The sequence below is a fragment of the Psychromonas ingrahamii 37 genome, assembly GCF_000015285.1.
Classification (GTDB): domain Bacteria; phylum Pseudomonadota; class Gammaproteobacteria; order Enterobacterales; family Psychromonadaceae; genus Psychromonas; species Psychromonas ingrahamii.
Genome location: NC_008709.1, coordinates 2,457,502 through 2,482,670, shown reverse-complemented (window position 1 = coordinate 2,482,670; position 25,169 = coordinate 2,457,502). Strand labels below are relative to the sequence as shown.

Sequence of the window (25,169 nt, the reverse complement as noted above, 5' to 3'; positions counted from 1 at the left end):
AGTTAATAAAATAATATCGAGTAAATTTATGTTTTTCCATCGTTCAACACTATGGTCTACGATGGAATCGAAGTGTTTCAAAAAAGTTGTGCTCATTAAGCCCTCTAATTACCTGACTTTTAGTATCCGGTAATCTGTTCGCTACTTAGAAAAAAGTTCTATTTATAATGAAATTTTTGTGATCAAGTTCACTTATCTCTCTTATTTCCTTTTTTGATGCTTGTCAGAGGCTAATTTTTGATTTACGGTCTGGTAACGTTTTGTTAACTATTTATAAGATAATTGCCATTTTTGGTCAGTATTGTTGACTTAAGTCAGCTTTTCTGTGATATTTTATTAACTATTGATTAACAAATTGCCGTTTTGGGTCAATATTATTGACTTTAGGTGCCGTAACTAGCTAAGTATCTTTTATATCCATACATGGCAAGTCATCTTTTATCTTCATACATAGGAATTAACATGAAAAAAACACTTGTTTCATTAATATTAGGACTTACATTATCATCAGCAGCTTATGCTGAAACATGGAAGTTTGCATCTGAAGAAGCAAAAAATGATGTGCAAGATATATATGCACAAAAATTTGCTGAAGTGATCAAAAAAGAATCTGAGGGAGATATTAAGGTTCGTATTTATTATTATGGTCAACTTGGAACTGAAAACGATATAGTTGAATTAGCATCTAACGGAACGATTCAATTTGTTTCGGTTGGAGCAGGTCACATAGGCTCTTATATACCAGAAATACAAGCGCTGAGCTTGCCTTATCTCTTAAACGCTGATGAAGAAGCGGTACATGAAGTATTAACAAACAGCAAGTCAATTTACAATGGTTTATCACCTAAGTTTGAAGCGGTCAATCTCAAGCTACTCTCTATGATGTCTGAAGGCGATATGGTGTGGGGAGCAAATAAACCTATTCATACTCCTGCTGATTTTGAGAATGTTAAAATTAGAACCTTTACATCCGCTATTCCAACGGAAACATATAAAGTTTTTGGTGCAACACCGACTCCTTTATCATGGGGTGAAGTATATGGTGCACTACAGCTTGGAACCGTTGATGGCATGGTTAACCCTATCTACTTTATCTATAATGCTAAGTGGCACGAAGTTCAGGACTACCTGATTTTCCCGGGCCAGCAGCCTTACATCAGTACCGTTTCTGCAAGCAGCAAGTGGTTTAATAATTTAAGTTCTGAGAAACAAACCATGGTAAACAAGGCGATCACCGCTGCGGATAAAGCTGCGTTTGACTATCAAGTGCGTATTAACAGTGAAAACATGGTTAAAATTCGCGAAGAAAGTCCAGACTTAAAAGTAATTGTGCTTAATGAAGAAGAGCGAGGAGAGTTTATTGAATTGAGTAAATCACTTCATGATACTTATTTTGATCTTGTTGCCAATACCTATCCTGAAAGTGAACAAACCGCAGCACGTCAAAATGCACAAGATATTGTTAATAACTTAGGAAGAGAAATAAAAGCAGCAGCTAAAAACCTCGAGTAAATTATTATTGTTGCCAAACTATAGCCCAATCACCGGGCTATTTTTACTTGCATTTTAACAAGGCTGTATTATGAAAAACCCTCTGTTTATTATAAATCGCGTTACTGAAAAATTAGAAGCCTTTATTATAGGTGCGGGTATCATTTTGATGATGCTAAACTCTGTGATTAACGCAATGGGGCGTTATCTTTTTAATTACAGCCTTTATTTTTCTGAAGAATTAAATCAATTTTTAATTGTTATCGTTACTTTTGTTGGTTTTGCATATGCTGTTCGAATGGGACGTAATATTCGAATGACGGCAGTTTACGATATGTTATCCTTTAAAAAACAAAAAATATTGACCACCTTTATTGCTTTTTCTACCGCCACATTAATGTTTTATCTAAGCTATGAAGCTTATTTATATGTCTTAGATATCCGTGATATCAATCGCCTCAGTTCCGCATTGCAAATACCTGTTTATCTTATTTATTCGATCATTCCTTTTGGTTTTTTTATCGCGGGATTACAGTATGCAAGTAGTTTTATTATGAATCTGTTACACCCAGAAATATATTTATCTTTTAGTGTTATTGAAACGAAAGATAACCAGGATATGCAATTATGATTGACTTTATCGGTGATATTTTTTCTGCAGAACTTGATCCCTATGTGATTACTTTTGCACTCGTTATTACTATGGTTGTATTGCTTTTTATGAGCTTTCCGATGATTGTGCCGCTCGCTGTTGCTTGTTTGATTGGTTTACTGCATTTTTCAGATGTTGATCCACAAGTTATTATTCAACAAATGGTGACCGGCATTTCGCCTACTGCATTGATTTCTGTCCCTATGTTTATTTTAGCTGCTGATATTATGACGCGAGGCAAAACAGCAAACTATTTACTTGAACTTATCGAGGCATTTGTTGGACATAAACGTGGTGGTTTACCGATCACAGCCTGTTTAAGTTGTACTTTATTTGGGTCTGTCTCAGGTTCTACGCAAGCAACCGTTGTCGCAGTTGGTCAGATAATGAGGCCAAAGCTCCTTAAAGTGGGTTATAAAGACAGTTTTGTTATGTCCTTAATTATTAACGCGAGTGATATCGCTTATTTAATTCCACCGAGTATCGCGCTTATTTTATTTGGCACCTTGGCAAATACGAGCGTGGGAGAGTTGTTTGTTGCTGGGATTGCACCAGGTCTTGTACTGGCTTTGTTATTTTGTATTTATAGCTATGTTTACAGTATTCGACATAAGGATTCTATTGCGTTAGTTGATAAAAAAACCTGGCCTGAACGCCTTAAAGCAATTAAAAATGCCTTATTACCCTTAGGTTTTCCAGCATTGATCATTGGTGGTATTTATTCGGGTATTGTTACTCCAACTGAAGCGGCTTCTTTTGCCGTACTGTATGCCATTATTGTCGAAGCCATTATTTATAGAGAGATCACTTTTTCAGATATTACTAAGGCAGCGTTAAATACGGGTTTAATCACGGCAGTTGTCTTTATTTTAGTGGGCATTGGACAAGCATTTTCTTGGTATATTTCTTTTGAAATGATTCCGCAAGCATTACTTGAACCGCTTGAACTCGGTAGCTCTTCGCCTGAATTTATTATGTTTGTTATTGCGTTATCATTCTTTATTGGTTGTATGTTTGTTGACTCAATTGTAGTACTGCTGATTTTGACGCCGATATTTATGCCTATCATTACAGCTGCTGGACTTGATCCTGTGCTTGTGGGGGTTTTAGTTGCATTACAAATGGCGATTGGATCGGCGACTCCTCCTTTTGGCTGTGATATTTTCACTGCGATAGCGATATTTGATAGACCTTATATGGAAATCATTAGAGGGACTCCTCCCTTTATTGCTATCTTGTTATTGATGTCTGCCTTACTTATTTTCTTCCCTGAAATAGCATTGCTGCCACGAGACTTTCTGTTTGATAAATGATCGTTAAAGCTGGACATTTCCAATGACTAAAAATACTCAAGGTTTTGCCCTTGCTATCTTTGGGGTGCTGTTACTAGCACCTGATGTTGTCCTGATGCGCTGGATATCTCTTGTACATGCGGATGTTATTTTTTGGCGTGGTATTGGCTTTATTATTGGTTTTTCAGGTTTAGTACTTTATCGATACAAAAGCGATTTTTTTGTCGCGATAAAAAAAGCAGGTTGGACAGGTGTTGCAAGTGGTGTGTTATTTGCATTGGGAACTTATTGCTATTCCGCATCGATTCAAACTATTGGTGCGGCATCAACGATGGTTATTATAAGTAGTTCCCCGGTGTTTGCGGCACTTATTAATTGGCTTTTTTTAAATCAAAGAATGCATGTGTTTTCAATTATAGCTATTTTCTTTGTTTTAACCGGGATTGTTTTTATTGCTTTTGGTGATATTAATCAGCTTAGTATGAGTACCTTGTTGCCATTAACGACGGCAGTATTTATGGCAATTAACTTTAACCTGGCAGAATCAAAAGCAGATACAGATATCAGTCCAGGCCTTATTTGGGGAGGGATATTGTTAACGGTGATTGCATTGTTTAATGGCGTACCAGAGGTGCAAGGTCAGGGTGTCGATATCCTGTTCGTGCTTATTAACGCGATATTTATTATGCCGATTGGTTTTACATTGTTACAAATAGCACCGCGTTTTATTAATGCCACACAAACAAGCGTCTGTTTATTGCTAGAGCCTTTGGTTGGTCCTGTTATTGTATTTCTGATGTTAGGTGAAAAACCAGGAGGCAATACTTTTGTTGGTTGCGCTATTATTTTTATTGCTGTGGTTTATTATATTTATAATGAAAGTAATCAAAATAAAAAAACTTACAAAAACCGCGGCGGCACCCAATGCGGATAAACTAAATATCCTAATGAATAGCGTGTAAAGAGTCAATTAAGGTGATGGTATGAATCAGAAAACCCAATTAACAGAACGAGAGAAATTTACTGCTTTGGAGGTGAATGCGAGTTATGTATCAGCCCCAAGAATGTCACGCAAGCATATTGGTTTAGTGCAACTAAGTACAGATCATACCTTAGAAATGGATTGGGCGAAATTGATTGGCGAACAAGCAGCCGTGTTTAGTTCAAGGGTTTATTATAGTGGTGATATGCGACCGGCTGCGCTAGATACAATTGCAACCGGTATATCAAAGACAGCTCAGTTAATTGCAACTGATTTACCTATGGATGTTATGGCATTCGGCTGCACATCTGCAACGATGGTGATCGGTGAAAATAGAGTAGGGCAGTTGTTACGTGAAGGTCGTGGTGATATTCCAACAACGAATCCTTGGACTGCCGCACAAGCCGCATTTAAAAAACTGGGCGCAAAAAAAATTGCAATATTTTCACCTTATCCGTCAGATGTTAATTTCTTTCTTTATCAGCAATTAATGAAAGCAGGCTTTGAGATTGTTGCATTAACCTCTCTAGGTATAAAAAAAGATACAGAGATCACCACTATTTCAAAACAATCTATGATTGATGCGCTTGATAAAATGCTTATCAATAGTGATGCGGACTTAGTGTTTATGTCTTGCACTAATTTGCGTGTACTGGATCATATTGAGCTTTTCGAATCTATGTATAAACGTCCATTTGTAAGCAGTAATTCAGCTATGTTTTGGCATGCTATGGCACTAACGGGGACAAATGCTCATTGCCCTGGTTTTGGGCGTCTACTTAACGCTAATTAGCCACGCTAGGGATAAAGTTTCAATTTAATTGGACTAAAATATGCGTTTCACAATCATAGTGATCCATTGATTATTTTTATCTGTTTTCAAACATAGGTTAATAATATAAAAATTAAAAAGGTGAGCATTCTTGGTGTTCGCATTATCACTAACTGCGTTGTGAGTATTATTAATAACATCCTGCTTTTCATCACTTAATGGTCAGCTAAAGCGGTTCAATATTGTTCCATAGGATTTTGCGAAGTGAGAACAACAATCGAATGTAACTCGCGTTTCAAACTTCATTTATTGATGAATTATATTGGTAAAGAATCCGGTAATGATCAACTTAAATGAAAGCGATTTCAGATTAAGTTTATATTCGACTTGAAGACGGGGGTTAATAAATATCAGGAAGTTGAAATGTAGACCTTAATAGTGAATAAATCCTTCCCGCAAAGAAGGTTGTAATGTTGTAGTTGAAATGCCTATAACAGTGTCATTTTTTTGGTGATTTTATTACTACCCAAAGATAAAAAATAATGGAAATACACTCTGACTAACTTATAAAAAGCACTGTATATTCCCACTATTCAATTCACTTATAGTGGATATTGGCCATTCCAAACAATGTTTTGATAGCTTGCTGGGTTAATATCCCCTTCAGTACTAAAGATAAGTACGACAGACTCTTCATTTAGCCCTAACTCTTTTGCTTGTGCCTTACCCGTTTCTGATTGTGCTAATGCGTAAAGTAAACCTAATGTGATCGCACCTGATTCACCACTGATAATAGCTTGATCACCTGGAAGTGGGTTTGCTAAAACCCGCATACCTGTGGCAGTCACATTATCACCGACGGAGACAAAATATTTGCTACAATTTTTAAGAATTGGCCACGTAACAGGATTGGGCTCTCCACAAGCAAGACCGGTCATGATACTGTTTAACTCTCCGCTAACGGCCTTTACCTCGCCATCAGCGCTTGTTCCAGAAAGATAAATACAGGCTACATTTTCAGGTTCAACAATCACAGAAGTGATATTATCAGCACCTAATGCATCCGCATAATACCCTAAGACACCGCCTGCCATTGCACCAACACCGGCTTGTAAAAGAAGATGCGTTGGTTTTATACCATCAAGCTGAGTGAGCGCTTCAGCAGCCATTGTCATGTAGCCTTGTGATATCCATGTCGGAATCTGTTCGTATCCATCCCAAGCAGTATCTTGTACTAATTCCCAATTATTTTCTTGTGCTGTTTGGTTTGCAAGTCGTACCGTATCATCATAATTAACATCGGTAACAATGCATTCTGCACCTAAACCACGAATCCGTTCAACACTCGTTTGTGCTGCGCCTTTAGGCATGTAAACTACCGCTTTCTGGCCCATTTCTCGAGCCGCCCAAGCAACGCCTGTTCCGTGATTACCCGCCGTTGCAGTAGTAAATACCATTGGTGAATCGAACTTGGATGCAACTGTTTTAAGGTCAATATCTGAAAGAGACATATTTAGTTTTTCAGCCAGTAATTGACCTAATGCGTAAGAGCCACCAAGCACTTTAAAAGCATTGAGCCCAAAACGATGTGATTCATCTTTAGCTAAAATATTTTTAAGTCCAAGAGACTTAGCAAGTACAGGTAACGAGATTAACGGCGTCGGTGTATAACCTTCAATTTTCTGGTGAAACGATTGAGCTTGAGCAGCTATATCTTGGGTAAATAATTTGGAAGATTGAGCATTAAAAAATGAGTTTGCACTTACATTGATCATAAGGTTACCTAAGTAAAAAAGTAAAAATAAAATAGATAATTAAAGAGGTTATCAATATAACCTCTTTTTATGCTGACATAATTCAGTATGAAATTTATTAATTATGCTTTATAGGCAATAGCTTCAACTTCAATTAATGCATCTTTTGGTAAACGAGCAGCTTCTACACATAAGCGAGCTGGCGCATTTTTAGCAAAAAATTCAGCATAAACTTCATTAAATGCAGCAAAGTCATTCATATCCGCAATAAAACAGGTTGTTTTAAGAACGGTATCAGCTGATGCACCAGCAGCTTCAAGCACAATAACAAGATTTTTAAGTACTTGATAAGATTGCTCTTTGATGCCACCTTCTACCAATACCATTGTATCTGCATTCAAGCCTAACTGACCTGATGTAAATACAAGATCACCAAATGTATTTGCTTGAGAGTAAGGGCCAATTGCTGCAGGTGCTTTTGCTGTGTTGATGATAGTTTTCATAATATGCTCCTAGGATTTAAATTCACGAATGTATTTATAAATTGCATGTTTTGATATCTTGAGCTCAAGAGCAACAAGTTGTGTTGCTTCTTTTAATTCAAAAATACCGTTTTCGAATAATCTACGTGTTATTTCTTTGTTTCGTTGTTTAAGCATTATCTTATTGTCGTTGTCGACATCAATAATGGTTTTTTTAAGCGATTCGTTAATAACATCAGTCGCGTTAGAGCTAAATAACTCTTGTACAGGGAGGCTATCAACACTTGGCAAAAATGCTTTTAATACTTCATTAAAAGGTGCCGATAGGTTTATATTCATACAGAATAAACCTATTGGCTGTCCTTTTAAGCCAGTGATCACAAAGGTAGCTGATTTGAGCTCATCGCCATTTGCATTTTTGGCAAAATACCCTTCTTGGACTTGGTTTTTATTTTTTTCATATTGCGCAAGCATTTTAAGGCCCAAGTCTGTAATTGGGCTACCTACTTTACGGCCTGTAATACTGCCGTTTGATATCTTGACAACAGAACGTTCTAATTCGTCTAGAGAATGAATAACAATTTCGCAATGTTCTCCAATTAAAGAAACGATAGTATCAGCCAGAGGGAAATAACTTTCTAGCTTCATTTTATCTTCTGGACTCAGTTTTTTTTGGGTTATGTTCAAGCCTATATCATCCATTTCAATCTTTTTTCAGTTAACAATATGTTACTGTGCAGCCATCTTACTTTTATAATTATTTTCTGTAAAGTAATTATTTGTAAGAGGGTCTTTCCCTATTAGTTATCTATTATGGTGAGGTTAATTTAAAGCCAAAGTGCTTTTGTTGATATGTAAATTTGAGGTTATTCTCTGTGAGCCTATGTGTTGTAAGTGATCTGCTATGGATGGTGTTTGAACGTTAGAGGATAATACATAATGAAAATTCTTTTGCCCAATCAGGTCATTTATTCTTGTCATGTACTGTCTGTTATATTAATCTTAAGTTAACATAACTTAACTATCTTGTTTTTGAACACAAGATCGTTTTTTATTTTCAAAATCGATAGCGTGGTATTTCATATGTTAAAAGAACAAATTACACAATGGCGTCACCAAATACATCAGCAGCCAGAATTTGGCTTTGAAGAGCATGAAACTTCAGCCTTTGTAGCACAAAAACTAGAAGAATTTGGCATAGAGGTACACCGTAATATTGGGCAAACAGGTGTGGTTGGTATTTTAAAATGTGGTAGTAGTAATAAAACCATCGGATTACGTGCAGATATGGATGCCCTAAAAATCTGTGAAAAAAATGATTTTAAGCATGTATCAAAAAATGAAGGTCTTATGCATGCCTGTGGGCATGATGGACATACAAGCATGTTGCTTGGTGCAGCGAAAGTGCTTTCGGAAAGCAAAAATTTTAATGGGACTATTTATTTTATTTTCCAACCTTGCGAAGAACATGGGCTAGGCGCAAAAGCGATGATCGCAGATGGTTTATTTACACGTTGGAATATCGATGCTGTTTATGCGATGCATAATTTACCGGGTATTGAAGCGGGCTCATTTGCAACTACATCGGGTTCAATTATGGCAAGTGAAAGTGCTTTTGAAATTGAAGTTATTGCAACAGGCGGTCATGCTGCTATGCCACATATGGGGACAGATCCGATTGTGGTTGCCTCACAAATTGTGTGCGCATTACAAACAATTACTTCGCGTAATCTTGATTCAATCAAAGAACCTGCCGTTATTTCGGTTACTGAGTTTACAACAAACGGCACAGTAAATGTGATCCCTTCTCGTGTGACGATTAAAGGTGATACGCGTAGTTTTACTGATCAAGTGCTGCAAAAAATTGAAAAAGCAATTGAACGTGTGACTGCTGGTTGTTGCATGGCTGCAGGTGTTGATTATAAATATAATTTTAATAACTCATTTTTATCCACAATAAACACCGAAGCTGAAACATTGAATGCAGTTACGGCTGCGCAAGCTGTGGTTGGCGAAGATAAAGTAAATGGTAGTTGTCGTCCGTTTACTATAAGTGAAGATTTTTCTTTTATGCAACGTGAAGTACCCAGTTGCTATATTTTGGTTGGTAATGGTATTGGTGAAATCGGAGGTTGTGCATTACATAATGCTTTGTACGATTTTAATGATGAAGTGTTATTAACTGGTGTGGATTTCTGGAAAGTATTGGTTGAGCAACAATTAAAAATATAGGTGTTTTATTGTGTTGTCTCTCTCAAGTGATCATTACTTGTCACTCTTTTTAGTGAGGGAGTTAAAGCTGGAACTTGCTGATCCCAAATCTAGAGGTCGATATTTAAAATATCGTGTTTCAGGTTTGTAATTAGGGCGTTTATTTAGAACATTAGCTTTTCAGAAAAAATGACCAATTTTAGGGGTTGATGCATTTAATGGTGGGAATTATCGGTTGCTTGCCGTAGTTAAATGAGTGTCATGTACATGCCGTTTTGAAAGAGTGGCTTAAAATAGACTTTAGTTCGCCTGTAGTTAACTTATATTGACTATTTTTGATCTTACGTGCAAATCATTTTAACGCTGTTGCTTTATTCATTGTGGTTGATGATGACGACATCTTTCTCGCCTAATCAGTATGTTTATAGGGGTGTGAGCACTGTATTGTTAATAATCGATAAATGAAAATATGCCAAGTTATCAATTAAATCAGATGCATACAATCTATCTTAAAAGATATTTAGCATAATAGTTAATATTAAGTAATTTTGTTGCTTTGAAAATATCTAAGGGGAAGTTTAGTCATGTCTAGTTATCTTGATCGCGGTTTTACATTAGCGGAATTTGAAAATAGAACAGCACGCGCACAGCGAGTGATGCATGAAATGAAATTGGATGCGATGCTCTTTACAACGGAGCCTAACGTTCGTTATTTTACAGGGTTCCAGACTCAATTTTGGCAAAGTCCAACGCGCCCTTGGTTTGTGGTCATTCCAGCAGAGGGTAAACCCATTGCAGTTATTCCAGAGATTGGTGCAAGTGGTATGGCGGGGACTTGGGTTGATAACATTATTACGTGGGCATCACCTTGTCCTGAAGATGACGGCATTAGCTTATTAGTAAATGTCTTAAATGGCTTAGTGAGCAAGTATGGCCGTGTTGGTGTGACAATGGGCATTGAGTCTCATTTACGTATGCCCATTAATAATTTTCTAGCATTAAGGAACCGAGTTAAAAAAGAATTTGTAGATACTTCTTTGGCGACTCATGAACTCCGTCAGATTAAATCACAAGCTGAAATTGAAAAAACACGTGAAATATGTCGCATTACCAATGTTGGCTTTGATAACTTACCTAATTATGCACAAGTGGGAATGTCTGAGAGAGAAATTTGCAAGCAATTTCGTATTGATATGTTGCAAGAAGGCGCTGATGAATGCCCATATATCATTAGTGGTTCTGGCGCTGATGGTTATAACAGTATCATTATGGGTCCTACTGATCGTGTCATTGAAAAAGGGGATGTGCTGATTATTGATACCGGTGCTGTTCGTGATGGTTATTTTTCTGACTTTGATCGAAATTGGGCATTTGGTTATGCGAGTGAAGAAACTAAATCGGCATATCGAGCGACATATGAAGCAACAACCAAAGGCTTTGAAGCGGCTAAACCAGGAAACACGACATCTGATATTTATAATGCAATGTGGAGTGTATTAGAAGCGAATGGTGCATTAGGTAATGATGTTGGTCGCCTTGGTCACGGGTTAGGAATGGAATTAACTGAACGCCCATCAAATACCGCAACAGATAACAGTGTATTAAAACCAGGTATGGTAATGACGCTTGAACCTGGAATGGTTTACGCTTCAGGTAAATCAATGGTACATGAAGAGAATATTGTGATCACAGAAGATGGGGCTGAGTGGCTAAGTAGACGTGCTGAAGCTGAACTTATCATTATAAAGTGATTTGAACTTGATTTCCAAGCGTACTGGTTGAAATGTATGTCGCTTTGTAACCTCATAGAAGAATAAAATTAAACAAAGCCTCAATTATATTTAAATAATTGAGGCTTTGTTGTTGAGGGGAGGCTCAATATACATAACCACTATATTAAAGTTATTTCTACAATATTTTTAAGTCGGTTTGTGCCCTAATCGTCTTAGTATTGTGGAGCCGAATCTTGATCCCATTCCCAGGCATAAGAATTAACTGACTTTAACGCCACAGCCTACCATCAACCTATCAGTGTGAGGGCAGGACGAAGGTGTTGCTTAAAAAGACCTGAAATTTACCTGAAAAAGATTGGCTTTCGAGCCTTTTATTGCTGTTCTTTGGTGCGCTCAGTCAGCTGACCAACTTTTAATCCACGACTCGATTTCCTCAGGGGGCATAGGTCTGCCGATCCAATATCCTTGGCCTTCGTCACAGCCGAGTTGTTTTAATATATTCCACTCGGCCTCGGTTTCAATTCCCTCAGCAACGGCTTTCATCCCAAACTCATGTGCAAGCATGATAGATATTTTACTGATCGTATAGGATTCCTTGTCTGTCTTTATGTTTCGAATAAAAGCCCGATCAATTTTCAGTTCAGTAAAAGGGGCGCGAATGAGTTGTTGCAGGGACGAGTATCCGGTTCCGAAGTCATCGATAGAGATCCCGAAGCCTTTCATGCGTAAACGTGCCAATATATCCATGTATAGAGCAAGGTTAGTTGTCAGAGCTGTCTCTGTTACCTCAATCACCAGTTTTGAAATATCAGCACCCAGCGCTTTAACGCAAGCTTCAATTTTACTCGGCAGGTCCAGATCATCAAGGATTTTGGGAGACATATTGATTGACATTCGCATATTGCGGCCTTGGGTTCTCCATATTCCTTGCTGGCGAATAGCTGTCTTAGTAGTAAACATCGTAATAGCTGCAATTAAGCCATTTTCTTCTGCCATTGGAATAAAATAGTCTGGAGGAATCATTCCTTTGGTCGGATGTTTCCAGCGAACGAGCGCCTCAACACCAACTACCTCTCTGTCACTTATTGTGACCTGGGGTTGGTAGACAAGAAATAATGCCTTCTCTTTTATGGCCTGAGCAAGCTCTTCCACGGAAGCTAAGTCGTTATTAACAGCAAATATGGGAGAATATTTAATATATTTATTTAAAACATCCTCTAATTCCTTTGCCCTAAACGGCTTTTGAAGCGTGCCTAATACGCTGATGCCTTGTTCGGAAGCTAACTCCTTTGCTGAATGAAGCACACTGCTGTTTCTTCCACTCATAAAAATAACAGATGCGTGGCTATTGTTATCTGCTAAGTACCTGAGCAGTTCAATACCATCGGTTCCGGGCATAAATAAATCAAGAACAACAATGTCAATGTTGTTGCAATACAGGCTACTGAACTCCACAGGATTATCGGTTAATAAAACCTCGAAATCCAAGTCTTCAGCGACATCCTTAACAAATTTTGCAAAGTCAATTTCGTCATCAACCACTAAGAGTTTTTTAATAACCATCATTTAATTACTTCCGTCCAAGGTCGCTCGGATTCGTTTAGCGAGCTGGTCACGCCGATAAGGTTTAGTTATAATATTCTTTTCCCATTGTGCATATTTGTCAAAGGATTCCACCTGTCCTGTAAATCCAGAGGTTAATAACACTTTCAGATTCGGATATCTGTTTGCAACGGCTACGGCCAATTCAAAACCTCCGATCGCCCCCTGCATGACAACATCTGAAAAAACCAGATCAATCGTTCTGTCTTCTTCTATTATTTTTAACGCTTCTTCGGCGCTATATGCACAAATAGTGGTGTATCCAAGTTCCCTAAGCATTTCCTGTGCGACAGCAGCCAACTCTTTTTCGTCATCCACGATAAGGATGGTCTCAGTGCCTGTCTGAATCATGCTAATCTCTTCAGGTAAAGGCAGTTTGGCGGCGGAAGTACTGAAGGAGCGGGGAAAATAAATCTTAAAGGTGGTGCCTATGCTGACCTTTGATGAGACATAGATTTGACCTTTGGATCGTTGAACAAAGCCATAAACCATCGTTAGACCAAGCCCCGTCCCTTTATTTTTTTCTTTAGTGGAGAAGAAGGGGTCAAAAATATATTCAGATACTTCCTTAGACATGCCGGTCCCGGTATCACTGACCGCAACTTCTACATATTCCCCTGGTGTTAGATTGGCTTTTTGTTGGGAAACATTGTTATCTACTACTATATTTCTCGTCTCAAAGATTAATTCCCCTCCGTTTGGCATCGCATCCCTGGCATTAATCGAAAGATTTACTATCGCATCTTCAAGATCACCGGGATCAAGTTTGACCATCCACAAATCATCACTGAATATTGTTTTAAGAGAAATTTTTGACGTTAACGATTTAGCAATCATTTTTTGAATATTGGCTAACACTGAATTCACATTCACGATACTGCTGGAGAGGGCGGAGTGCCGGGCGAAATTAAGTAGTCGCCGGGTTAAATCAGCCCCACGTAGAGCCGCATTTTGAGTTGTTTCAAGCTGTTCTAGAAGCTTTGACCCGGCTTCTAGTTTGCGACTCATTAGATCCAGATTACCGATAATAATTCCCAACAAATTGTTGAAATCATGTGCTAAGCCGCCGGATAGTTCACCTATTGCATCCATCTTCTGCATTCGGCGCATTTTTCTCTCGGTAGCTTTACGCTCCGTGATGTCACGTAGCGCAGCCGTGAACATCCTTTCTTCACCAAACCTAGTATCGCTGATAAGTATTTCCATTGGAAATATCTCACCCGTTGCAAGGAGTCCTTCCAGTTCTATTCTTCGATTCAATACTTTTCCTTGACCACTTAATAAGTACCGTTTCATACCGTTTCTATGGGCTTCACGGTATTTTTCAGGCATCAGCTCACACAGGTTCATGCCGATTAAATCATCAATATTATGTTTCCAAATATCTGCGGTTGCTTGGTTGGCCATAATAATATAGCCATCCTTGTTTGCCGTAATAATCGCTTCACCGACAGTATTAAGCACGCTTTCGAGCATTAATTTCGAATACTCTGTTTCTCTCTCATTTTTCTTACGTTCAGTGATATCTTCTGTCACGCCGATGTAATTTGTGGTGACTCCCTGTTGATCAACGAGTGGAGCCATTTTAATCAGTTCAATATATTCTTTGCCATCTTTTCGTTGATTGATCAGTTCTCCAATCCAGCTTTTTCCTGACCTTAGTTGCTTCCACATATCAAGATAATTATCAGAAGAACACCCATGATCTTGGAGTATTCTGGCATTTTTCCCTATTGTTTCTAAACGAGAAAACCCCGACACTTCTGTAAACTTTGGATTAACGTATTCTATAATACCCTCAAGGTCAGTTATCATTACGGACGACGGGCTCTGTTCGACGGCGATCGAGAGTTTATGCAATTCTTTCTCAGCAAACTGTCTGGCTTTAATCTCAGTCAATAGCTTTCTCCGGCTCAATTCAGATAATGTCAGCGCAAAAAAGAAACCAAAAATAGTGATAGAACAAAAAATGATAAATATTTTTCGTGCCGTATTTAGCGGGCCCAAAGCCTCATCGGTATCTTGCGTTGTGGCTATTCCTAAGTTCAATTTTTCAACCCAGGCCCAAGCGCCCACCACTTCGATGCCGCGGTAATCAATATAGGGGAGAAGCGCGCTCGAACTCTGACCTTTGAGCGCTGATTGCACCATTCGAGTCAAGCTACTTTTTTCACCCTGATCGCCTATTGATGAAGTTTCCAGGGAAAATTCGGGTAAAGTGACGTTTAAAATGCTGCTCTGGTTTTTATCAAGAAGCCCCAAATTGCGCAGTTGATCGTCGAAGCGACTGCTGCTAATCAGAACTCCTTGACGATTAAAGGCATAGGTTTCTCCCGTTTCTCCGAGCCGACCGCGTTGAAAAAGCGGGATGAAGTTCGATGCGGGGTCTATCCGTAAAGTGAGCAGCGCTATGATCTTATTGTTTTTGTCTCTTACCGGGGTGCCCATAAACATCGTGGGGTAGTTAGACATCGTTTTGCCTTCTTGATTCTCCAATAGAACATCGGAAACTTGAGGCAGGGTAACAACCGTTTCGCCGCTCTTCAGTTTGTTCAAAAAATTAGGCTGCTTGGAAAGTAAGTTAACTAGCCCAATGTTCTCATCACGGGTTGATGCAAGGTTGATATCATCAAGAGAGATAAGGAAAAAACCACTCAGTTTATGCGATGCCAAAGTCGGCTGAATAATTTTTCGAATCTGGCTTTGAAGGGCTGAGATTTTTAAAGACTCGGGTGTGCGTTTAATGGCTAGAAGTTGCTCGGTTAGCGAGATAACCTCATCCGCAACAGCGAGAGTGTTTACGGTATGTTGGTTTTCATTTACCCAAGATTGCACCCCCTGTTGAGTAAGGCTTAATGTGGTATTGAATGTTTCGAAGAGAGCAAAGCGTAGCTGTTTTTCGATATTAGAATAGGACTGCCACCCCAATAAAAGAAACAAACACGTGCCCACAGTAATAATGAGATAATAGTATCTTTGCATTAACATTCCTTACTCGCGGGCGTCATGGCAGTAAAAGAACACTATGAGCTGATTTTCAATGCTGCTAAGATTATAAGTTTAGTCGAATTTACACCGTATTATGGCTTTCGAGGTTCTTAAGTTCGTAAATTGAAATTTTCTGCCTTTCCGCCATTTAGGTTTAGCTTTTAGCACTATCGACTTTTTTTAGGTTTTTAACGCGTAGATTTGTTGCAAAGCCGGTGGCTAATTTAGTGTCGGATTATTACTTAAAAATACACTATTTGGTTTAGAAGTGGTAGTTATTTTAGCGTTTAGCCTTTGTTCGTACTGTAAAGTTATTAAGTTACAATCACCTAATACCAAATCCATTCATTTTCTGTTCATTTCTGCAGGTTAAAAGACATGCTAGCTAGACATAAAACTACGTTTTAGTCTTTGTGCTTGATTTGATTCATAACATCTTGTTATTCCCCACTACGTGGCCAGCTAAAGCTGTTCAAAATAGTTCCCTACAATTTTGTCTAATTAGAAATTTAAGGCTTATGGTCTTCGGAGAAACATAGAAATTCGCAGAATAAAGTATTCAGATTTGTGGGGCTTTGTGAACCTATGGGATGGCGTTTTTAAGGAGGGTAAATATTTAAGAAGCCCGCCTCCGCCTGCTCGGGGAATAGGCCCAGTTTTACAAAAAGTTGAAGATTATAAAATTCTGTAGTTTGTTGCTATTGTTGAACTTGAATTAGTCGTTAGTGCTGGAGCATTTCCTGGTGATATGTGCGCCGAGTTTAACTCAGCCACCCATAATTATTGGCGAATATTTGTGCACTGGTCTGGCCATCATTTATTTACTTGCAGGTAATAAATGATGGCTAGACCAAGAAAAACAATAGTGAGCTTAGATGACACGCCTTACTATCATTGTTGCTCACGTGTTGTTCGTAAAGCATTCTTATGTGGCATTGATAGTACGACAGGTGAAAACTATGAACATCGTCGAGATTGGGTTGACTCTCGTATTCTTGAGCTTGCCACTATCTTTGTGATTGATATCTGTGCCTATGCTGCCATGAGTAATCACCTGCATGTTGTCCTTAAAGTGGATCCTGATAAAGCTAAAAGCTGGTCAGATAAAGCAGTGCTTGTTCAATGGCACAAAGGCTTTAAAGGCACGTTGCTGACGCAGAAATTTGTTAAAGGTAAAGACCTTAATGAGTTTGAGCTTGAAACTGTTAATGACTGCATTACCGAATATCGTCGACGTTTAATCGATATTAGCTGGTTTATGCGCTCACTCAGTGAGCCGATTGCAAGACAGGCCAACAAAGAAGATAGCTGTACTGGCAGATTCTGGGAAGGACGCTTTAAATCTCAGGCATTACTCGATGAAACAGCCGTATTAGCTTGTATGGCGTATGTTGATTTGAACCCCATTCGCGCCAAAATGGTGACAACCCCTGAAACCTCAGATCACACCAGCATTCAGCGAAGAATTCATTCCGCCATAAAAGGCGAGCAACCAGCAGAATTACTGCCGTTTGTAGGTGATGAACGCCTTAATATGCCTGAAGGGCTGATGTTCAGCGTGAAGGATTACATTGTGCTTGTAGAAGATACCAGTCAAATCATATGATAAGAGAAGCGCGGTGCCATTAGTTCACACAGTCAAGATATCCTGAATAGACTTAACATTCCTGCAGATAACTGGCTTAAAATCACCACCGAATTTGGTCATTTATTTAAAGGGCCGGTAGGTGCCTTACCAGCATTAACTGAATACTGTGAACATTTAGACCGAAAGCGACGCCACGGCGCAGCAAACTGCCAACGCTGGTTGTGTGCTTAAAGCTTAATTTTAAACTACCTGTAAATCATCCTTGGCTTGATTAAGATCAAGCTTCTGCTATTACAGCCATATTCCTCATATTTAACAATCTACAGCCCAATTTATTGAAAAACGTTCAATTGATGCGTTTTAATAGTTATAAAATTCTATCGAAATGAATGCTGAAAGAGGCTATTGATTAATTAGAGAAATGGGGGGCATGATTCTTTTTAGGTTGCATGATTCTTCTTTAGTGGTTCTGGCGCGGATGGTTATAACAGTATCATTATGGGTCCTACTGATCGTGTCATTGAAAAAGGGGATGTGCTGATTATTGATACCGGTGCTGTTCGTGATGGTTATTTTTCTGACTTTGATCGAAATTGGGCATTTGGTTATGCGAGTGAAGAAACTAAATCGGCATATCGAGCGACATATAAAGCAACAACCAAAGGCTTTGAAGCGGCTAAACCAGGAAACACGACATCTGATATTTATAATGCAATGTGGAGTGTATTAGAAGCGAATGGTGCATTAGATAATGATGTTGGTCGCCTTGGTCACGGGTTAGGAATGGAATTAACTGAACGCCCATCAAATACCGCAACAGATAACAGTGTATTAAAACCAGGTATGGTAATGACGCTTGAACCTGGAATGGTTTACGCTCCAGGTAAATCAATGGTACATGAAGAGAATATTGTGATCACAGAAGATGGGGCTGAGTGGCTAAGTAGACGTGCTGAAGCTGAACTTATCATTATAAAGTGATTTGAACTTGATTTCCAAGCGTACTGGTTGAAATGTATGTCGCTTTGTACCCTCATAGAAGAATAAAATTAAACAAAGCCTCAATTATATTTAAATAATTGAGGCTTTGTTGTTGAGGGGAGGCTCAATATACATAACCACTACATTAGAGTTATTTCTACAATATTTTTAAGTCGGTTTGTGCCTTAATCATCTTATATTTTTATTCTCTATGGTCTCCATTTGCTCAGTTGAACTTAGTTTGTATGCCTTTTTTATGGTGTGATATTTATTTTTAGTTGAGTAGAATACGATAGTTAAAATAATGATTTAAAAGAATATAAGGTATGTGTGTCCAGTTTTTCCTTTCTCTTTCACTAAAAGCCGTATATACGACCACATCTTGATATTTATGAAAAGTCATATTGTAAAATAAGTAGAGTCCATATACGGTTTTATAGTTTTTTAAGGCGAATAGTTGTACCATTTAACGACAAAGAGCACATAAATAGCCAATTTTTGATTAGGTTTCTAGAAGGAAGATGGAGATATGAGTGCAAAACTAAATAAAGAACAAGACCAGCTTAACGATCCAGTCTGTGACATGTCGGTATCACATGACTCCAAACACACTTACGATTATGCCGATAAACAGTATTTATTCTGCAGTGAACACTGCCTGAAGAAATTCAAGGAGCAGCCTGAACAGTATCTGGATAAGGAAACGTCCCCACCAAGTAAAACAGAGGGTGAGTCAAAGACCTACACCTGCCCCATGCATCCTGAAATTCAACAGCACGATCCCGGAACCTGCCCAAAATGCGGGATGGCGCTGGAGACGATAGGCGTGTCGGCAACGGCGACGGCAACCACCTATACCTGTCCCATGCATCCTGACGTTACTCAGGATAGCCCCGGTAATTGCCCCAAGTGCGGAATGGCTCTGGAGGGGGAGACATCCGGCGGTGAACAAAAAAATGAAGAGCTTATCGATATGAGCCGGCGTTTTTGGGGTTGTACCGCGCTCGCTCTGCCGGTCTTTTTTCTGGCCATGACTGCCGATATGCTGCCTGGCTGGTTACCAAACTGGCTGTCGCTGCAGATGGTGCAATGGATTGAATGTGCGCTGGCGACACCTGTTGTTGTCTGGGGCGGTTGGCCATTTTTTGTGCGCGGCTGGCAATCTGTCCGGACCTGGAACCTGAATATGTTTACCCTGATCGCGCTGGGTGTCTCGGTCTCCTGGAGCTACAGCATGGTGGCTCTGTTGTTACCCGGGCTCTTTCCAACCATCATGCAGATGTCTGACGGGCTGGTGCCTGTTTATTTTGAAGCTGCGGCCATGATCACAACCCTAGTTCTGCTTGGGCAGGTGCTTGAATTGCGCGCCCGCTCTCGAACCAATGCGGCCATTGAGATGCTGCTCAGTCTTGCTCCTAATACAGCCCGTATCGTACGGGAGGATGGAACGGAAGAGGATATCCCGCTGGATCAGGTACAGTCCGGTGCTACCTTGCGTGTTCGTCCCGGTGATAAAGTACCGGTAGATGGTACGGTTATCGAAGGAGATAGCAACATTGATGAATCCATGGTCACCGGCGAATCGCTCCCGGTGACAAAATCAGCCGGTGAGAAGCTGATCGGCGCGACGGTTAATGGAACTGGCAGTTTATTAATGCGGGCAGAAAAAGTTGGTTCCGATACTCTGTTGGCACAAATTGTCGATATGGTAGCCAAAGCACAGCGTACGCGAGCGCCCATTCAAAAGTTGGCCGATCTCGTGGCGGGATATTTTGTCCCTGCTATTGTGGGTTGTGCTGTGCTTACTTTTGCCGTGTGGTTCGGATGGGGGCCGGAACCGCGTCTGGCACATGCCGTAGTCAATGCGGTTGCGGTATTGATCATCGCCTGTCCCTGCGCATTGGGACTTGCTACACCCATTTCGATTATGGTCGGGACGGGGCGCGGTGCCACGGCCGGTGTTTTGATCAAGAATGCCGAAGCGCTGGAGATCATGGAAAAGGTCGATACTCTGGTGGTGGACAAGACCGGTACGCTGACCGAGGGTAAGCCAAAGCTGGTTGCAGTGCAGGCGGAAGAGGGATTTGACGAGGATCAACTGGTACGTCTGGTCGCCAGCCTCGAACGGGCTAGCGAACACCCTTTGGCGGAAGCCATTGTGCGTGGTGCTGAAGAAAAGGGTATCAAGCTGGTTAAGGCCGATAATTTTAAGTCGCTGACCGGAAAAGGGGTCACCGGTGAGGTTGATGGAGAATCTGTCGCAGCGGGCAATGTTGCACTGATGGAAAGTCTGGGAATCAACGTGGAAAATTTATCTCAACAAGCAGACCAGCAACGCGCCGAAGGACAGACGGTTATGCTGATTGCCATCAATGGCAAGGCAGCGGGGTTAATCGGCGTCGCTGATCCGATCAAGGAGTCAACTGCCGAAGCCATTCGTGATTTGCATGGCGAAGGTATCAAAATAGTGATGATTACCGGTGACAATCAGATCACTGCCAAGGCGGTTGCAGGCAAGCTGGAAATCGATCAGGTACATGCCGAAGTACTGCCTGAAGAGAAAGCTACACTTATCAAAAAACTTCAGGCAGAAGGCCATATTGTTGCCATGGCGGGTGACGGCATCAACGATGCGCCGGCACTGGCTCAGGCTCATGTCGGTATTGCCATGGGCACTGGCACCGATGTGGCCATAGAAAGCGCCAGCATCACTTTAGTCAAAGGCGATTTACGGGGCATTGTCAGGGCCAGACGATTAAGCCGGGCCACTATGCGTAATATCAGGCAGAATTTATTTTTCGCTTTCTTTTACAACTCGGCGGGTGTGCCGATTGCCGCGGGAGTACTGTTTCCCTTCTTTGGCATATTGCTGTCACCAATGATCGCTGCCGCAGCCATGAGCTTCAGCTCCGTTTCAGTGATCAGTAATTCACTGAGACTAAAGAGGGTGAAATTATAAAACGTAAAAAATTAATGTCTGGCTAACTAATAAGAATAGGTCGTGTGAGCAGGTTGTTTAAACACCTAACGATCCGTTAGGTGTTATCTGCATTGCCATAACACGGTCATGTTATTTCCAAAAAGCTACCAATCAATGGCCTTTTGTTATTTACCTTTGGGTGAGTAATAAAAGGCCATACTTAATTCAGAAATGCTCGCTTATTTTTAGTTTTTAAGTCGTTGGGGGCGAAAGTGAGATAGCTTCTTACGCTCGTTTGGGAGAAATAAGTGGGTGTAAATTTATTGGGGTGAAAACAACAAATAATTCATTGCATTTTACAGTCACTTAAACTGTTAGCCACATTGCCAATTGACAAATTTAAAGACGTGGCGTCAAACTGTGATTGTTGAATCAGATGAAAATATGCTACGAAGGCTGACTAGTGTTGAGAAAATAAAAAAGTAAATCTCAATGAGTTCAGAGGTAATAACTGACGACTTATCAAAGACAATACATTGCTGTATTGTCTTTTTTTGAAAATAATGGCTAGCCGCTAATTAAATGCCAGAATCATCTGGTAATGATAGTGCTCCTTATTTAAAAGAAACTCGTCATGCACACTTGGACTCCAGGAATCATCGCCGCCCACGCCCATATGAAAAGCATCTAAACGGACATAAAGCTGGTGGTCGTTAATGAGGTCATTAACGTGTTTGGCCTGCGCAATATTCATTTGACTATAGCGACTTACCGCTAAATGAAAATCACCTGATACGGTTAAATCGCCAACTATTGCATCCTTTACATCACAACGTAAACCGTTTTCAGACGGGAAAATATAAGGCGTATGCATTTCTTCAATAGAGCAGCAATGGCGAGCAATGTGTGCAGATAAAATCCTATCGGGATAATTTTCATGGGGGCCACGACCAAACCAATTAACTGGCTTTTCACTATCAGGCAGAATCAATTCCAGCCCAATTCGTGGTAACGGTGATAGTGATTTAGCAAGATTAACATTAACATCAATCTGTACTTCTCCCTGGTTATTTATGGTGTATTGCCAGTGACTGGAAATTAATAGCTTATTCTCAACGTAGTGACCAAACTCCACCTTAACAAGCACACTCCGGGCCAAGGTAACCGCCTCTATCGCGATACAGTGAGGCACCAGATTCGCTATTCCTGCCGTGTCCCATTGTGTCACCCACGCATTTGGATCAATACAGTCAGCCTCACTGGTACCAATATCATTATCCAGAGGCGCACGGAAAAAGTTATCCTTGGGTCCCTGTAAAATTTTATTTTCACCGCGCACTAACCATTGACTGATCACACCTTGCTGTTTGTCTATTTCAAGCTCAAATTCTGCGCCGGAACCTGTACCTGCCACGGTTATCTTGTTTTTGTCTTCGCTCAGTCTCGGCGCACCTGACTCAATCAAGGGCACATTCGTCAATTGTGCAATCGATGCTAATGCAACTTGCTCAGTGGCAACAACAAAACCTTTCGTAGCCCAGGGTTTATCCTTATTTAATACAATTTCAATATTAAGGAAATAGTCACAGCCTATTTTTTGTTCGGGGTAGCTTTCAAGTAAGGTTAAAATCTTTGAACTTTGAGCTGTGACATGTAATTCCATCTCACCCGAGGCGATAACATAACCCGCTTCGGTGACCGACCAGCAAAGTGTTTCATCCATACTTTCGATAAATAAATTTTCACTGTCGATTTTAACCTTGAGCTGATCACCATCAACCAGGCTAAATTGATAAAATTGCTGCGCTTTTTTGGCTTCATAAACGGTCGGGTGTAGACTTCTGTCAGGGAAAACAAGGCCATTAATACAAAATTGTCGATCGTTGATTTGATCGCCAAAATCCCCTCCGTATGCCCAGTAATTATCCCCATTGTCATCGATTTTAGTTAAACCCTGATCAACCCAGTCCCAAATAAATCCGCCCTGCAGACGGGGATATTCACGAAAGGCCTGCCAATATTTATCAAAACTGCCTAAGCTGTTGCCCATGGCATGTGCATATTCACAGAGGATCAAAGGGCGCTGTTCATTGGGCATCGACAGCCATTTTTTAATCGCCATTTTAGGCACCACATCGGGGGCATTAGGCAGGGTGATGTCTTTATTGACGCGGGCATACATAGGCACGATAATATCCGTGGCAGCCGTGTCTGCACCGCCACCTTCATACTGCACAGGGCGGGTTGGATCTCTGCGTTTAGTCCACTGATACATGGCATGATGATGATGACCAAGACCGGATTCATTACCTAATGACCATATAATAATAGAAGGGTGGTTCTTATCACGCTCAACCATTCGTGTCATGCGGCGCATATACGCATTTAACCAGCTAAGATCATTGGACAAACGTGACATTGGAAATTGTCCATGGGTTTCAAGGTTGGCCTCATCAACAACATACAAACCATATTGATCGCACAATTCATACCATAGCGGGTGATTAGGATAGTGCGCAGTGCGCACCGCATTGAAATTGTTTTGTTTAAGCAGCTTAATATCTACAAGCATATCTTCATAAGAAATCGCATGACCTTTTTCCGGATGATGCTCGTGACGGTTAACGCCGCGAATTAATAATGCTTCACCATTAAGTTTAAGCTGGCCATTACTCATTTCAACAACACGAAAACCGACTTGATAAGCTTCACTGTCGACAACTTGGCCCTCATTATCGACCAGGGAAATAACCACACGATATAAATAAGGCGATTCTGAACTCCATTTATGCGGTGATGGTACTGCAATTTTATGTTCGGCTCGATCGTTTGCCGGGCCTTTCTCGTCAATCATGCGCTCCCCAAAGGGTGCGCCGACAAGCTTAGTAACGGGCTGTAATTGCGCATCAAATAGCTGTACCTGAGCAGTGTATTGGCTACTTTGTTCACTCAGTTGAGTCACTACATTGATACTGCCATGATTAAAGCAGGCATCTAACTCTGTGCTAACGGTAATATCGCGAATAGAGATAAGCGGTTTACTGAGCAGGCAAACATCGCGAAAAATACCACTCAACCACCACATATCCTGATCTTCAAGGTAGGAGCCGTCGGACCAACGCAATACCATCACGGTTAACTGATTGTCTCCCGCCTGCAGATGGCAGCTTAAATCAAATTCTGCGGGTAAACGACTGTCTTGAGAATAACCGACCCAAATACCATTACACCAAAGGTGAAAAGCCGAGTTGACTCCATCAAAAATGACCGTGTTTTTACGTTCTTTCCAGGCAGTTGGCAAAGTGAAATTTAAGCGGTATACGCCGGTCGGATTATCAGCAGGGACAAAAGGTGGATTATCTGCAAAGGGATATTTCACATTGGTATAAATAGGCTTATCGTAACCCTGCAGCTGCCAGTTACTTGGTACAGTGATATCAGACCAGGCGCTATCATCAAAATCAATGTTAATACAATGATTGGGGACTGCTTCCGGTTTAGCAAATAACTGAAAGCGCCATTGGCCGTTTAATAATTGTTGAAATTCTGAAGCTTGATTATCAAGTGCGGCCTGTTTTGAGTGGAAAGCATGTAAAGGGGCATGTGCTTGAACAACATGTTGGTGCGTTACCTCTTGGTTTTCCCAGTCACGGGCCTTAATTATTTCTGAAAACTCTCTCATTTTGTTCTTCCTAAAAAGAAAACACCAACCTTTTTACCT

15 protein-coding genes and 1 pseudogene are annotated in these 25,169 nt (G+C 40.4%); 10 read left to right on the top strand and 6 right to left on the bottom strand.

Features of this window, described 5'->3' with window-relative positions; translation table 11 throughout:
• Positions 1 to 462 precede the first annotated feature (462 nt).
• From PING_RS10545 to PING_RS10525, 5 genes are all read left to right on the top strand, one after another.
• Complete coding sequence (locus PING_RS10545) at positions 463 to 1,512, top strand: TRAP transporter substrate-binding protein (RefSeq protein ID WP_011770356.1); 1,050 nt, start codon at positions 463 to 465, stop codon at positions 1,510 to 1,512.
• Positions 1,513 to 1,582: 70 nt separating this feature from the next.
• Entirely contained in the window at positions 1,583 to 2,122 is a 540-nt protein-coding gene (locus tag PING_RS10540; RefSeq protein WP_011770355.1) for a TRAP transporter small permease, read from the top strand.
• Positions 2,119 to 3,456, top strand: coding sequence for a TRAP transporter large permease (locus PING_RS10535; protein WP_011770354.1), 1,338 nt, complete (start codon positions 2,119 to 2,121; stop codon positions 3,454 to 3,456). The genes PING_RS10540 and PING_RS10535 overlap by 4 nt, the downstream gene beginning before the upstream one ends.
• 22 nt (positions 3,457 to 3,478) lie before the next feature.
• Positions 3,479 to 4,369 (top strand): DMT family transporter, encoded by an 891-nt coding sequence (locus PING_RS10530; protein ID WP_011770353.1) that lies wholly within the window; start codon positions 3,479 to 3,481, stop codon positions 4,367 to 4,369.
• Between the two features lie 49 nt (positions 4,370 to 4,418).
• A complete protein-coding gene (locus PING_RS10525; protein WP_011770352.1) occupies positions 4,419 to 5,210 on the top strand; it encodes a maleate cis-trans isomerase family protein in 792 nt (263 codons plus the stop codon).
• Positions 5,211 to 5,791: 581 nt separating this feature from the next.
• Here PING_RS10525 and PING_RS10520 read toward each other — a convergent pair.
• The 3 genes from PING_RS10520 to PING_RS10510 all read right to left on the bottom strand — a co-directional run bounded on the left by PING_RS10520 (position 5,792) and on the right by PING_RS10510 (position 8,127).
• Positions 5,792 to 6,964, bottom strand: a complete 1,173-nt coding sequence (locus PING_RS10520) for a diaminopropionate ammonia-lyase (RefSeq protein ID WP_011770351.1) — start codon at positions 6,962 to 6,964, stop codon at positions 5,792 to 5,794.
• A 101-nt stretch (positions 6,965 to 7,065) separates the two neighbouring features.
• Positions 7,066 to 7,446 (bottom strand): RidA family protein, encoded by a 381-nt coding sequence (locus PING_RS10515; protein WP_011770350.1) that lies wholly within the window; start codon positions 7,444 to 7,446, stop codon positions 7,066 to 7,068.
• Between the two features lie 9 nt (positions 7,447 to 7,455).
• Positions 7,456 to 8,127: a helix-turn-helix transcriptional regulator gene (locus PING_RS10510; protein WP_011770349.1), complete on the bottom strand. Its 672-nt coding sequence runs from the start codon at positions 8,125 to 8,127 to the stop codon at positions 7,456 to 7,458.
• A gap of 381 nt (positions 8,128 to 8,508) precedes the next feature.
• Here PING_RS10510 and PING_RS10505 point away from each other — a divergent pair, with 381 nt between their 5' ends.
• Together PING_RS10505 and PING_RS10500 are read left to right on the top strand one after the other, a co-directional pair.
• A complete protein-coding gene (locus tag PING_RS10505; RefSeq protein WP_011770348.1) occupies positions 8,509 to 9,657 on the top strand; it encodes a M20 aminoacylase family protein in 1,149 nt (382 codons plus the stop codon).
• A gap of 563 nt (positions 9,658 to 10,220) precedes the next feature.
• A complete protein-coding gene (locus PING_RS10500) occupies positions 10,221 to 11,387 on the top strand; it encodes a M24 family metallopeptidase (RefSeq protein WP_011770347.1) in 1,167 nt (388 codons plus the stop codon).
• A 375-nt stretch (positions 11,388 to 11,762) separates the two neighbouring features.
• Here the strand turns inward: PING_RS10500 and PING_RS10495 are convergent, their stop codons facing one another.
• Both PING_RS10495 and PING_RS19505 read right to left on the bottom strand, forming a co-directional pair.
• A complete protein-coding gene (locus PING_RS10495) occupies positions 11,763 to 12,935 on the bottom strand; it encodes a GGDEF/EAL domain-containing response regulator (RefSeq protein WP_011770346.1) in 1,173 nt (390 codons plus the stop codon).
• Positions 12,936 to 15,953: a PAS domain S-box protein gene (locus PING_RS19505; RefSeq protein WP_011770345.1), complete on the bottom strand. Its 3,018-nt coding sequence runs from the start codon at positions 15,951 to 15,953 to the stop codon at positions 12,936 to 12,938. It abuts the gene before it with no gap.
• A gap of 847 nt (positions 15,954 to 16,800) precedes the next feature.
• Here PING_RS19505 and PING_RS20980 point away from each other — a divergent pair.
• From PING_RS20980 to PING_RS10475, 3 genes and pseudogenes are all read left to right on the top strand, one after another.
• Positions 16,801 to 17,778: pseudogene (locus PING_RS20980) on the top strand (transposase).
• 267 nt (positions 17,779 to 18,045) lie between these two features.
• Positions 18,046 to 18,528, top strand: coding sequence for a M24 family metallopeptidase (locus PING_RS10480; protein WP_232279355.1), 483 nt, complete (start codon positions 18,046 to 18,048; stop codon positions 18,526 to 18,528).
• A 529-nt stretch (positions 18,529 to 19,057) separates the two neighbouring features.
• Positions 19,058 to 21,487 (top strand): heavy metal translocating P-type ATPase, encoded by a 2,430-nt coding sequence (locus PING_RS10475; protein ID WP_011770344.1) that lies wholly within the window; start codon positions 19,058 to 19,060, stop codon positions 21,485 to 21,487.
• A 535-nt stretch (positions 21,488 to 22,022) separates the two neighbouring features.
• Here PING_RS10475 and PING_RS10470 read toward each other — a convergent pair.
• Positions 22,023 to 25,130, bottom strand: coding sequence for a beta-galactosidase (locus PING_RS10470; protein WP_011770343.1), 3,108 nt, complete (start codon positions 25,128 to 25,130; stop codon positions 22,023 to 22,025).
• Between the last annotated feature and the right edge of the window lie 39 nt (positions 25,131 to 25,169).